At 69.9% G+C, this 11,592-nt stretch carries 13 protein-coding genes and 1 pseudogene; 6 read left to right on the forward strand and 8 right to left on the reverse strand.

The features are described 5' to 3' along the window. Nucleotides 1–616 precede the first annotated feature (616 nt). The gene (locus AC5L35_RS23040; protein WP_495061754.1) at nt 617–1,417 is read left to right on the forward strand and encodes an alpha/beta fold hydrolase; all 801 of its coding nucleotides are present in this window, start codon (nt 617–619) and stop codon (nt 1,415–1,417) included. 4 nt (nt 1,418–1,421) lie between these two features. Beyond that, nucleotides 1,422–2,207, forward strand: coding sequence for a MerR family transcriptional regulator (locus AC5L35_RS23045; protein ID WP_495061755.1), 786 nt, complete (start codon nt 1,422–1,424; stop codon nt 2,205–2,207). 250 nt (nt 2,208–2,457) lie between these two features. Here AC5L35_RS23045 and AC5L35_RS23050 read toward each other — a convergent pair whose 3' ends face one another. The 3 genes from AC5L35_RS23050 to AC5L35_RS23060 all read right to left on the reverse strand — a co-directional run bounded on the left by AC5L35_RS23050 (nt 2,458) and on the right by AC5L35_RS23060 (nt 3,646). Continuing rightward, nucleotides 2,458–2,787, reverse strand: a complete 330-nt coding sequence (locus tag AC5L35_RS23050) for a winged helix-turn-helix domain-containing protein (RefSeq protein WP_495061756.1) — start codon at nt 2,785–2,787, stop codon at nt 2,458–2,460. Then, entirely contained in the window at nt 2,787–3,260 is a 474-nt protein-coding gene (locus AC5L35_RS23055; RefSeq protein ID WP_495061757.1) for a hypothetical protein, read from the reverse strand. The genes AC5L35_RS23050 and AC5L35_RS23055 overlap by 1 nt, the downstream gene beginning before the upstream one ends. Nucleotides 3,261–3,514: 254 nt before the next feature. Continuing rightward, nucleotides 3,515–3,646, reverse strand: coding sequence for a hypothetical protein (locus AC5L35_RS23060; protein WP_495061908.1), 132 nt, complete (start codon nt 3,644–3,646; stop codon nt 3,515–3,517). 65 nt (nt 3,647–3,711) lie between these two features. Between AC5L35_RS23060 and AC5L35_RS23065 the strand changes: the two are divergent. The 4 genes and pseudogenes from AC5L35_RS23065 to AC5L35_RS23080 form a co-directional block, all read left to right on the forward strand. Next, nucleotides 3,712–3,897: pseudogene (locus AC5L35_RS23065) on the forward strand (IS3-like element IS987 family transposase); the annotation flags it as partial. Nucleotides 3,898–4,106: 209 nt separating this feature from the next. After that, entirely contained in the window at nt 4,107–5,033 is a 927-nt protein-coding gene (gene phnD, locus AC5L35_RS23070; protein WP_495061758.1) for a phosphate/phosphite/phosphonate ABC transporter substrate-binding protein, read from the forward strand. 37 nt (nt 5,034–5,070) lie between these two features. After that, entirely contained in the window at nt 5,071–5,931 is an 861-nt protein-coding gene (gene phnC / locus AC5L35_RS23075; protein WP_495061759.1) for a phosphonate ABC transporter ATP-binding protein, read from the forward strand. Then, on the forward strand, nt 5,928–7,661 hold the full coding sequence (locus tag AC5L35_RS23080; RefSeq protein WP_495061760.1) for a PhnE/PtxC family ABC transporter permease: 1,734 nt from the start codon (nt 5,928–5,930) through the stop codon (nt 7,659–7,661). Before phnC ends, AC5L35_RS23080 begins: the two co-directional genes overlap by 4 nt. A 96-nt stretch (nt 7,662–7,757) precedes the next feature. Here AC5L35_RS23080 and AC5L35_RS23085 read toward each other — a convergent pair whose 3' ends face one another. The 5 genes from AC5L35_RS23085 to phnL are packed head-to-tail and all read right to left on the reverse strand — an operon-like array spanning nt 7,758 to nt 11,590. Beyond that, the gene (locus AC5L35_RS23085) at nt 7,758–8,378 is read right to left on the reverse strand and encodes an LbetaH domain-containing protein (RefSeq protein ID WP_495061761.1); all 621 of its coding nucleotides are present in this window, start codon (nt 8,376–8,378) and stop codon (nt 7,758–7,760) included. Next, nucleotides 8,375–8,956 (reverse strand): phosphonate metabolism protein/1,5-bisphosphokinase (PRPP-forming) PhnN, encoded by a 582-nt coding sequence (phnN, locus tag AC5L35_RS23090; protein ID WP_495061762.1) that lies wholly within the window; start codon nt 8,954–8,956, stop codon nt 8,375–8,377. The genes AC5L35_RS23085 and phnN overlap by 4 nt, the downstream gene beginning before the upstream one ends. Next, entirely contained in the window at nt 8,953–10,119 is a 1,167-nt protein-coding gene (locus AC5L35_RS23095) for an alpha-D-ribose 1-methylphosphonate 5-triphosphate diphosphatase (RefSeq protein WP_495061763.1), read from the reverse strand. Before AC5L35_RS23095 ends, phnN begins: the two co-directional genes overlap by 4 nt. Beyond that, nucleotides 10,116–10,874 (reverse strand): DUF1045 domain-containing protein, encoded by a 759-nt coding sequence (locus tag AC5L35_RS23100; RefSeq protein WP_495061764.1) that lies wholly within the window; start codon nt 10,872–10,874, stop codon nt 10,116–10,118. The genes AC5L35_RS23095 and AC5L35_RS23100 overlap by 4 nt, the downstream gene beginning before the upstream one ends. Next, a complete protein-coding gene (gene phnL, locus AC5L35_RS23105) occupies nt 10,871–11,590 on the reverse strand; it encodes a phosphonate C-P lyase system protein PhnL (protein ID WP_433273792.1) in 720 nt (239 codons plus the stop codon). Before phnL ends, AC5L35_RS23100 begins: the two co-directional genes overlap by 4 nt. Nucleotides 11,591–11,592: the final 2 nt, after the last annotated feature.

The following is an 11,592-nucleotide window of genomic DNA, read 5'->3' on the forward strand; positions in this document are numbered from 1 at the left end:
GACGCAGCGGGGCGCCGACCTCGTTGGCGAAGATCGGTGCGTTGTCCTTGGTGGGCCACAGCGGCGCAGGCGGGGCAGACACCCCTGGCGCTCGGGCTGGTAAGCGGTGAGCGCGTCACCCCGCCTCCGGCTGGGCTCGACCACACCGCGGTCGAAGCTCACGAGCCGTGTCACCCATCTACTGGGACTGCCCGCGACACGTCTTCGCAGCTCAGCGCGCCACAGATGGCCGCGTGTTCAGAGTTCCCTACTTGTTCAAGCGGCGCCTCCTGCGCCGTGCCGCTCAGCGTCCGCCGGGGCGTGCGGCCTCCGGCCGGTCCCGGCGAACGCGCGGCACTCCCTCCCGATACGTCTAAGCTGTGCTCTTGAGCGCTAACCAACTACCGCTATGGCGCACAGGCGTTTCCGATGCAGGTCAGGGTGGGCAAGGCATGGCCTGACGTCGAATGGGTGAAGTTCCTAATAGGCGGGCGATCGCCACGTCAGTCCGTCTGACCATGAGTTTGTGCCTCGCCGCAGACCATCTCCGCGTTCGTGAGGTTATGGCAACTCGATCGAGTGGGCGCAGGGATCACACCCTTGACCTTGACCCAAGGTCAAGGTGGACGCTTACCGCGTGACCAATTCAGCTACGTCATCCCGGTCCGGCACGGTGCTCGTCGACGACACGGCCCTGGCGGTCACTGACACCCGCGGCCCCGGTCGTCCCGTCGTCTACCTCAACGGCTCTTACGCCAGTCAGCGGTCCTGGCGCTCCGTGATCGCCGATCTCGGCACCGGCTGGAGGCATGTCACCTACGACGAGCGGGCACGCGGAGGGTCGAAGCGGTCGGCGGACTACTCCTTCGAGGCCTGCCTCCGCGACATCGACGCGGTTGTCGCGGCGACCGGTGTCGAGCGCCCACTACTGGTCGGCTGGTCCTACGGCGCGGCGCTCGCGGTGCACTGGGCTGACCGCAACCCGGACCGCGTCGCAGGCGTGGTTTCGGTCGACGGCGCAGTTCCGTGGGGGCTGACCGGTGAGGAGAACAGAGAGCGGATCCGCCGCATCTTTCGCAGGATGCAGTTGTTGTTGCCGCTCGCGCGTCCTCTGGGCCTGGCCGCGGCGATGAGTGCCGACGAGCATGCCGAGGTCAACATCGAGATCAACGAGATCTGCGCTGCCCTCGAACCGGTTTTGGACCGTCTGAGCTGTCCGGTGCGGTATGTCCTTGCCACGGGTGCCAACCTCGGCGGGGGCCAGGAGGAGATGGAGCAGATGCGCGCATCGCTCGATCCGGTGCTCGCCCGTAAGCCGAACTTCCGGGTCAGTGCGAAGGTAGCGAGCAATCACACCCAGATCCTGCGCAAAGACTTCCGAACCGTCGCCGCCACTGTGCGAGAGGCCGCCGCCGCTCACGATCAGGAGACTCGCTGAGTCGATGGTTAACGGGCTGACCATCGGCCAGGCGGCCGCCTTCGCTGACATCACGATCAAGACGGTGCGGCACTATCACAAGCTCGGCCTGGTCGACGAACCAGCACGCGACAGCTCGGGCTACCGGCGGTACGGATCGGACGACCTGTTGCGGCTGGTGCAGGTCCGGAGGCTGTCCGCCGCCGGTGTTCCGCTTGTCGATATCGGTCCGCTGCTCGATTCCGACGCCGCGTCGTTCGCGGCTTCGCTCGCCGATGTCGAGCGGCGACTCACCGAACGGATCGACGAGTTGACCGCGCACCGCGACACGCTGCACCGGCTGGCCGATGGCGACCGAGCCCTTTTGTCCGACCGCGCTGCCGCGCTGCTGGAGGGGATGCCTGGCGTCGGATTCACCCCGGACGACGTGACGACTGCCCGAGAGTCGTTCGTGCTGGCCAAGGCCCTGGTCCCCGAAGGCTTCGACGACTACCTCACCCATATTGAGCTCGCCCTGAAAGACCCTCGATTCGTCGCGTTGACCAAGCGCACCGCCGAAGTTGCGGGCTGGGAACCCGACGATCCCCGCGTTGCCGAACTGGCTACGGATATGGCCGACCACTACCTCGCCAACCCCGAGCAACTGAAGATCGTGACCGGCCTGCAAGCCCGCACCGAAGCAGCGACTCGCTACAGGCTGATCGCCCATCACCGCGAAGAGCGAGGATCATCCGCGGCCCGACTGGCCGCGCTCGTCGAAACGAAGCTCCGGTCCGCCGGCATCCACATTCCCAGACCAGACTCACGCTGAGCCTTTACCAAGCCGATCACGTGCTGGCGATCATGAGGGTCTGATGAGAGCGCGTCAGATGCGCGAGCTGCGTGCCGCCCGACGGACGACGTGCGCGCTGACGAACTTCATGATCCGACAGTTGCTGTATGGGGTTGAGTGGCCGGCTCGGGAGGAACCGCTTGGTCCGGCTGACCGTCGCGTCGGCTACCCGGGCTGTGGTACCGCCTGCCGGCTCGCTGATGCGACCACCTCGTGGCTTCCGACGGGCTCACTTAGCCTGGCTGTCCGGCCTGAGTGGCTCCGGCGGCGCGTGGGCGGCCGCAACGATCTGCTCCAGCGCGGCCGCGTGCCGCTGAAACGCCTGCCGTCCTTGCGGGGTGAGCTGCACGGAGGTACGCCGTGCCCGGCTTTGCTGGTTTTTGCGAACCGTGACATACCCAGCCTCAGCCAATGCTGAGACATGCTTGGACAGCGCCGAATCGCTGGTCCCGATCGTGTCCCTCAGGAAACCGAAGTCCACCCAGGCGGCCGATGCCAGCAGGGCGAGGATCGATAATCGTGCCGGGACGTGCAGGAACTCGTCGAAGCGGGGATCCATCAGCCTCGTCCGCCGTCGCGCAGCACGATCTGTGTGAAGGTTCGGCGGATCAACGGCGTCAGTGCGACATAGGTGACAGCTGTGGCGGCAGCGGCGGCAGCGGCCTGCGACAGCAGTCCCTGCGGTGGAAGACCGAACAACGCCCAGGCGGCGATTCGGAAGACGCCGAACAGCAGCATGAGCCCGGCCGACACTCCCACCCAGAACAGCCACTCCAGGCCGGTGGGCTTTCGCTGCACGAGTGCCCGGCGTTCGTGCACGATCCCCACTCCGAAGAAGAGCCCGAACCCAAGCAGGAGCGCGGCGGAGCGCCAGGGGTTCTGGAGATCGATGGACGCCAGCCCGACAAGAAGTCCCACGGCTGCGAGCAGGACGCCGGAGCGGGTGAAGCTCTGGCGGACGACCTGCTCCCGAGTCCTGTCCTGGAGGCGTCGGATGTCGTCGAGCGAAGACTGGGCATCGTGAGGGTTCATGGGGCGTCCTTGATCGTTGGACTGTTTTCCTGCAAGGAAAGTACCATGCACTTTCCTCGGAGGAAAGCAGTCGTCAGGGGCAGAGGCCCGCTGAGGGTTCAGGAATGCCCGGCCGAACGCCCCGCTGTGGGAGCGCGCTCGGACCGGCCGGGCCAGGATCCGCTGGACCGTAAACGGCCTGGTCAGAAGCTCTTTTCAGAGCTTCCGGCCAGGCCGTTCGCCGTTGTAGCGCCCTGAGAGGCATCAGAAAAGCATCACGCGGGCACGGGCGGGTTGGCTGCTCCGTCGTCGGGGTCCTCGTGGTCGAGTGCCTGCAGAATCCGGGTCGAGTCCTCGGTCCGTCGGGTGTAGAGGTCGAGGGTCGTGGACGAGCGCTCGTGGCCCATCGCCCGTTGCACCATGTTGGGCGGGCGCCGTCTGGCTGCGCCGACGCGACGGGATCGGCGACCTGTCGGGACTGATCCACCACGACGACGCCGGGTCGCAGTACACATCGATCGCGTTCTCCGAGCGTCTCGCCGAGGTCGGGATCGACCTTCGGTCGGTTCGGTCGGCGACGCGTTCGACAACGCCCTGGCCGAAGTCCGGCATCGGGCTGTTCAAGGCCGAACTGATCAAGCCCGGCGGACTGTGGCGAACACGGAAGCCGGCGCCGCGATCACCCGACCACCAGTTGTCTAGATGTTCATACAAGGTCACTCGCCCGCTACCGCAGAACGGCCGAGGGTCCATGTCGGAGACCTACTTTGCAGGTCACCGGGGCCCCCTCCCCTCCCCGATCCGCTCGCACACCTCGCGAAAGGCTTCTCCGTGCTCTTGTCTCGCACTACGCGCATCGGAACCCTCGTGGCTACCGCGCTGATCAGCCTCGGCGCGCTGACCGCCTGTGGCGGGAACGACCCGTCGGGCTCGCAGGCCGAGCCCGGCGCCTGGGCCAAGTCTGCGGGCACGATCGTCTTCGGTGCCACGCCGGACCAGGCAGGTTCGGACTCGAACAACAAGCCGCTCGAGGACTACATCGCCAAGACGACCGGCTACAAGGTCGAGTACTACCCGACCTCCGACTACACGGCGCTGATCGCCGCCGCGGTCGCGGGCAAGGTCGACATGATCACCTCCGGGGCCCTGCAGTACGTCATGGCCGTCAACAAGGGCGCGAAGCTCACGCCGGTCGCGGCGTCGCTGACCTCGCCGAAGGTCCAGGATCCCGGCTACTACTCGGAGGCCATCGTGCCCGCGGGTTCGCCGATCACCACACTCGCCGCCGCCAAGGGCAAGAAGGTCTGCTTCGTCGACCCCAACTCGACCTCCGGCTTCCTCTTCGGCCTGTACCAGCTGCACAAGGCCGGCCTCGACGTCAACAGCTCTGGCACCGACGCGAGCGGCAACCCGACGTTCAACGACTTCACGGCCTACTTCGCAGGTGCCCACGACAAGTCCGAGCAGACCGTGGCCTCGAAGCAGTGCGACGTCGGCTTCGCCGAGGACACGGTTGTCGACCCAGCGGTCGCGAAGGGCGAGGTCACGGTCATCGGCAAGGAGTACGTGCCGGGCGGCCCGCTCGCGATCTCGACGACGCTGCCCGCCGATGCGCAGGCCAAGCTCACCGCGGCACTGCAGGGCGCGACGCTCGACGCGATCAAGGCCTCCGGCGTCCCCCTCACCGAAGGCTTCACAGAGGGGTACTTCGGCGCGCAGAAGGAGGACGCGTCGTACTACAAGTCCATCTCCGATCTCTGCACGTCCATCCCAGCGGCCAAGTGCTCGAAGTAGCCGGCGCGCCCGATCGACGGAACGGACGGACGCGGTCATGAGCAGCCCGACGCCCACCCCCATCATCTCGGTTTCCCGGGTCACGAAGGACTTCGGCTCCACGAGAGCCCTCCGCGACGTCGACCTGACGGTGGAGCAGGGCGAGGTCGTCGTGTTGCTCGGCCGTTCCGGGTCGGGTAAGTCGACGCTGCTCCGCCACCTCGACGGGCTGGAGCGCCCGTCCGCGGGTGTGGTCGAGGTCCTCGGCGAGGACATCGCCACGCTGAGCCCCGCGGCACTGCGCGCCCTGCGCGGTCGGGTCGGCATGATCTTCCAGCGGTTCGAGCTGGTGCCGTCGCTGACGGTCCTGGAGAACGTGTTGACCGGCGCACTGTCCCGCCTACGCGGACCGCGCCTGGGACTGTGGGCCTATCCCCGCTCCCTCAAGCTCCTCGCGATCACGCATCTGGACCGGGTCGGCCTGCTCGAGAAGACCTACCAGCGTGCCGATCAGCTCTCGGGTGGCGAGCAACAGCGGGTCGCGATCGCGCGAGCGCTGATGCAGGATCCGCGCATCCTGCTGGCCGACGAGCCTGTCGCGAGCCTCGACCCGGAGTCGAGCGACCAGGTCATGCGGCTCATCCGGGAGATCGCCGCCGACGACGGCCTGACCGTCGTGTGCAGCCTCCACCAGGTGGACCTGGCGCTCGGCTGGGCCGACCGGATCGTCGGTCTGCGCCACGGCGAGGTCGTGCTCGACACCACCACCGACGGTCTGGGCAGGTCGGAGGTGATGGAGATCTACGGTCGCGTCGCCGCGTCCACCGCCGAGCTGACGGCGATCGAGACCGAGCTGGGGGCCATCGACGTCGGCGACGGCGTCTCCGTCGGGACGGCGGCCCGGGGCGGTCGGCGGTGACCGCGGTCAGAACCCCGAGCCGCCCGGCCGAGGCCGACGCCGCGGCGAGCCTCCGACGTCCTCGGATCCCCGCGAGCAGGATCGCGGGCTGCAGCGCCGTCCTGTTCATGCTCGTCTTCGGGGTCTATTCGCTGACGACGCTGGACTTCTCCTGGTCGAACGTGGCGGCGAGCGCGCAGAACGCGGTCAAGGTGTTCAGCCTGATGGACCCCGTCAGCCTCCCCGCGCCGACCGATCTGGCGTACCTGATCGGGCTGACGCTCGGCATCGTCGTCCTCGGCACCGTTGTCGCCGCACTCATCTCGATCCCGGTCGCCTACGTCTCCGCGGCAAACACGACACCGGCAGGCTGGCTGCGCGTCCTCGGTCGGGCGATCGGGGTCGTCACCCGCGCCGTGCCCGACGTGGTGTTGGCGCTGGCGTTCTCGCTGGCCTTCGCACTCGGCAGCTCGCTCCCCGGGATCCTGGCCATCGGGATCCATTCCATCGGGATGATCTCGAAGCTCTTCGCCGACGCCATCGAGCAGATCGACCGCGGTCCGCAGCTCGCCGTACGTGCCGCGGGCGGCTCGAAGGCGCAGGAGTTCTGGTCGGCGGTGTTCCCACAGGTGCTGCCGTCGTGGATCGCCACGGTGCTGCACCGCTTCGACATCAACCTGCGCGGTTCGGCCATTCTCGGCTACGCCGGGGTCGGCGGCCTCGGCTACGCGATGAAGGTGGCCTTCGCGCAGTTCCCCGAGGGCTACGGGCGCGGCCTCGGCATCGCCGCTGTGATCTTCGTGCTCTGCGTGGTGCTCGAGATCATCTCCTCGATGATCCGCCGCAACCTGCTCGGCGTCGACGCCGTGGGCAACGGCCTCGGCGGCCGGATCCTGCGGGCGGCCGGGAAGCGCCGCCCCGTCCGCGGGCAGCCGCCCGGCGGCCGCATGGCCGCCCTCGGCGTCGAAGCGGCTCTGCGTCGCCCCTGGACCCGGGCTCGCGTGCGCAACCTGAGCTGGGCGTGGGCCGCCGTCGCGATCGTCGTCGCCGGTTACTGGATGGCAGACGTCGACTTCGGGCAGGTCAGCTGGAACTACGTCGTGCCGACGTTGCAGAGCTTCTGGCCGCCGAACTTCGGCAGCCACAGCCTCGACGAGTTCGCCCAGGCCCTGCTCGTGACGGTCGAGGTCGCTTTCGCATCCGCCGTGCTGTCCCTCGTCCTGTCACTGCTCATCGGTTCGCTCGCCGCTCGCAACGTCGCGCCGAACAACGCCGTCCGCACCACCTTCCGCACCATCCTGGTGATCTTCCGTGGGGTACCGGAGCTCGTACTGGCGATTTTCCTGATCATGGTGACCGGCCTCGGCAACCAGGCCGGCGTGGTCGCACTCGCCTTCGGCGGCGTCGGCCTGCTCGGCAAGCTGGTCGCGGATTCGTTCGAGGAGCTTCCCCCCGGCCCGGAACGCGCGCTGAGCGCGGCGGGCGCCACGCGGAGCCAGCGCTATCTCGCCGCGACGTGGCCGCGGGGCCTGCCGTCGCTGATCGGCAACTCGCTCTACCTCGTCGACACGAACATCCGGGCGGCGACGGTCCTCGGCATCGTCGGCGGCAGCGGCGTCGGCTTCTATCTCACCAACGCCTCGACCGTGCTGACGCTGCACGGCCAGGTGACCACGCTCGTGATCATGGTGTTCGGCACCGTGCTCGTCGTCGAGGGCATCGCGGCGTGGATGCGCCGGGTGTTCCGCTGACCGGTCGGTGGCGTCGCCGCACTCCCCGATTGGACGGTCGCCCGACCGCACCCCGAGATCGGCGGAGTTCGACGACGCCACGCGCTGCCGACCCGGTCAGTCCCCGTAGCGGTCGAGGAACTCCTCGGCGGTGAGCCTGCGGAAGTCCGCCAGGCGGGCCCGCAGCGTCCGGTCGTCCCAGTCCCACCACGCGAGGTCCCGCAGGCGCTCGGCGATCTCCGGCGGCTGCCGGTAGCGGAGCACCCTCGCGGGCACACCCGCCACGATCGCGTAGGCGGGGACGTCCGTGGTCACGATCGCCCCGGACGCGATCACCGCGCCGTCCCCGACCGTCACCGCCGGCTTGACCTGGGCCCCGTGGCCGATCCAGGTGTCGTGACCGATCACGGTCCGGCGCGCGCGGCGCCGCTGGAACCACTCGGCGTCGTCCTCGGCGTCGTCCCAGTACTTGGCGCTGCGGTACAGGAAGTGGTGCAGGCTCGCGCGGTCCAGGGGGTGGTCGGTCGCCCCGATCCGCACGAAGCTCGCGATGTTCGAGAACCTCCCGACGGTGGTGTTGGCGAAGTCGCCCAGCCGGTCGCAGTAGCTGTAGTCGCCGATGACGACGTTCGAGAGCCGGGTTCCCGCACCGATCTCGGTGTAGCGGCCGAGGACGCTGTCGCTCATGCTCACGTCCGGCCCGATCACGGGCTGCTCCGAGAGGCGTTGCGCGCTCACACCCGCTCTCCCGGTCTGCCGGTCGTGGCGAGCGCCGCCGTGACGATCGCGAGCAGCTGGGCGCTGCCCTCGGCCACGGTGGCGTCGTTGCGGATCTCGTGGTCGGCGACGCGCTCCGGCGCCGGGTCCACCCGGGCCAGCCGCCGCGCGATGGCGTCGACCGACTCCCGGCAGCGGGCCCGCAGTCGCGCGGCGCGTACGGCGTCGGACACCGTGACCCGGACGACCACGACGTGGTCGTAACGTTCCTCGAGCGCGCTGACGGCCCCGCGGGAGACGTTCGCGACGACGACCTCGCCCGCGCGGACCGGCTCGTCCACCCAGACCGGAATGCCGTACGCGAGACCGTGTGCCCGCCAGGACACCGCGAAGTCGCCGCGCTCCTCGGCGTCGAGGAAAGCGGCCTCGCTCAGGGAGTCGAAGTCCTCGCCGGGCCCGGGCGGCCGCGTGATCACGCGCCGCGGGAAGTGCGCAGCGGGCCCGGAGTGCGCGCGCGCCCCGCTGATCAGCGCGTCCTTGCCGACGCCGCTCGCGCCGACGACCGCCACGAAGGCGCCTGGTCCGATTCGCGCGGTCACGACACCCGCACCCCCTGCCGGTAGACGGCGCGCACGACCGGCACCACGTGCCCGCGCGGATGACGTGGTGTCGCCGGGAGCGCGTGGGGGTGCACCCGCACCAGGTCGGCGCGCTTGCCGACGGCGATCACGCCGCGCTCGTCGAGCCCGACGGCGCGGGCCGGATTGCCGCTGACCAGCCGGACCCCCTCCACCAGCGGACAACGGCCGTCCGCGTCGAGCTGCACGATCGCCTGCAGCGGGCTGGACGGCACGTAGTCCGACGACAGGATGTCGAGCAGGCCCAGGTCGAGCAGCGCGGCTGCGGCGACGTTGCCGGACTGGCTGCCGCCGCGGACGATGTTCGGTGCGCCCATGACGACGAGCTGGTCGCGCTCGCGGGCGGCGCGCGCCGCGACCTCGGTGGTGGGGAACTCGGAGATCCGCACGCCGAACGACGCGGCCTCCTCGACGTGCTCCACGGTGGCGTCGTCGTGGGTGGCGAGCGCGATCCCGCGGTCCGCGGCGAGCCCGGCGATCGCCTTCCGGTTCGGCACCGAGTGCTCGAGCGCGATCTCCTTGAGCTGGGCGATGAACTGCTCGATCGCGTCCGCCGGCAACCGGCCCTTGCCGAGCATGTAGCGCCGGTAGGCCTCGACGTCGGCGTACTGGCGCTGTCCGGGGGTGTGGTCCATGAGCGAGGCGAGGCGCAGGGACGAGACCTCGTCGAAGGCCTCGAACTCGGCGACGACGGAGGGGGCGGAGACCTCGCAGCGCAGGTGGATGAAGTGCTCGACGCGGGTGATCCCGGCCTGCTGGGCCTGCTCGATCCCGGCGGCGAGGGAGCGGGCGAACGTGGTCTCGTCGTCGCGGCCCTCCAGCGTGCCGATCCGGACGGCGTCGAACACGGTTGTCACGCCTGCGCCGCTGAGCTGCACGTCGTGGGCGAGCACGGCGGGCACCGCGTCCCACCGGGTGCCGGGGCGGGGCCGCGCGTGTGATTCGAGGTGGTCGGTGTGCAGCTCGACGAGACCGGGGATCAGCAGATCACCGCCGAGGTCCTCGCCTGCGGCCGGGCCGGCCGTGATGTCGGCGATCTCGCCGTCGCGGATGTGGACGGACCCGTGCAGGATCTCGTCGTCCAGGACGATGCGGGCGTTGCCGAGGACGGTCTCGCGACTCATCGGGTTCCTTCGTGGGCGGCCGCGGCGCAGGCGCGGGGACGGTCGGCAGGGCGTCGAAGCGGGTGCACCGAGTGCAGCCGGAACGGCGCGCCCGGCGTGGGCTGGGTGCAGAGGGTGAGCGCGTCGACGGCGATCGTCCGGCCGAGGCAGTCGGCGAACCAGGCGGCCAGCGCGTCGTGCACCTGGCCGTGCCGGTCGGGCGGGATCCGGTCGGTGAGCGTCAGGTGGAAGCGGAAGTCGTCGAGCACGTACGGATACCCCCAGGTCTCGAGCATCCGGCGCCGCCGCGGGGTCAGCGCCTCCGGGTCGCGGCGGGCGATCTCGGTCGCCGTGGCGGGCGCGCGGTAGGCGTCGAATCCGGTCACGAGTGCCGCGGCGAGCTCGTCCAGCTCCGGTGCGTCGGCGCCCGCCACCAGGGCGAAGAAGCCGTCCATGCGATGCAGGCGCAGTTGCGGGAGTGCGACGGGGCGACCCGTCCGGGCGAACCGTTCGAGATCCTGCTCCAGCTGCTCGACCGAGCGGCCTTCGGCCAGCCGGAACGGGGCCTTGAGGGTGCCGTGGAAACCGTAGCGCCGGGCGTTGACGGTGATCTCGTCGACGGCCGCGCGTGTCCAGCCGCTCGGCAGCCGGGGATCCGGGCGGGTCCCGTCCATGCGGCGGCCGAGCCAGGACTCCGCCTGCTCGCGCAGGCGGACCGCGGCGGCGTCGGCCGACCCGGTGCCGGGTGCGGCGTAGATCGCGAACCGGGCCGTCATGCTGCGGCCCCGGCGCCTGGCGCGAAGGCCTCGACATCGAGGACCCGATCGGCGACGGCGGTGCGGACCTGCACGTCGTGGAAGATGCCGAGCATGCCGACGCCCCGGCTGCGCTTCTCTCGGATCAGCTCGATCACGGCGTCCCGGTTGCGGGCGTCGAGCGACGCCGTGGGCTCGTCGAGGAGCAGCAGCGGAAGCTCGGGCAGGAAGCCGCGGGCGATGTTGACGCGCTGTTGCTCGCCGCCCGAGAACGTCGCCGGGGGCAGTGACCACAGGCGCGGCGGGATCGACAGGCGCGTCAGCATGTCCGCGGCGCGCTCGCGCGCCTCGTCGGGTGCGACGCCGCGCTCGACGAGCGGCTCGGCGACGACCTGCAGCGCGGGGACCCGGGGTACGCAACGCAAGAACTGGCTGACGTAGCCCATGGTGTGGCGCCGGGCCGCGAGCACGGACCGCGGGTCCGCGGCGGCGATGTCGACCGCACCCGTGCCCGCGCCGAGCACGATCCGGCCCCGGTCGGCGGCGTAGTTGCCGTAGACCAGCTTGAGGATCGTGCTCTTGCCGGCACCCGACGGGCCGCCGAGGACGACGCATTCGCCGGGGAACACCTCGAACTCGAGGCGCTCGAGCACGGCGAGCCGCTGCCCGCCCTGCAGGTGCATGGTGAAGGTCTTGTCGATCGCGGAGACGGCCAGGATCGGCGTCTGTCGGTTCATGT

Source organism: Pseudonocardia sp. OZ21 (assembly GCF_059359135.1).

Excerpts from the sequence above, each read along its gene's own strand:
- phnL (WP_433273792.1), bottom strand. The coding sequence starts at position 11,590 with ATGAACCGACAGACGCCGATCCTGGCCGTCTCCGCGATCGACAAGACC.
- AC5L35_RS23045 (WP_495061755.1), top strand. The coding sequence starts at position 1,422 with ATGGTTAACGGGCTGACCATCGGCCAGGCGGCCGCCTTCGCTGACATC.
- AC5L35_RS23060 (WP_495061908.1), bottom strand. The coding sequence starts at position 3,646 with ATGGGCCACGAGCGCTCGTCCACGACCCTCGACCTCTACACCCGACGG.
- AC5L35_RS23095 (WP_495061763.1), bottom strand. The coding sequence starts at position 10,119 with ATGAGTCGCGAGACCGTCCTCGGCAACGCCCGCATCGTCCTGGACGAC.
- phnC (WP_495061759.1), top strand. The coding sequence starts at position 5,071 with ATGAGCAGCCCGACGCCCACCCCCATCATCTCGGTTTCCCGGGTCACG.
- AC5L35_RS23100 (WP_495061764.1), bottom strand. The coding sequence starts at position 10,874 with ATGACGGCCCGGTTCGCGATCTACGCCGCACCCGGCACCGGGTCGGCC.
- AC5L35_RS23050 (WP_495061756.1), bottom strand. The coding sequence starts at position 2,787 with ATGGATCCCCGCTTCGACGAGTTCCTGCACGTCCCGGCACGATTATCG.
- AC5L35_RS23055 (WP_495061757.1), bottom strand. The coding sequence starts at position 3,260 with ATGAACCCTCACGATGCCCAGTCTTCGCTCGACGACATCCGACGCCTC.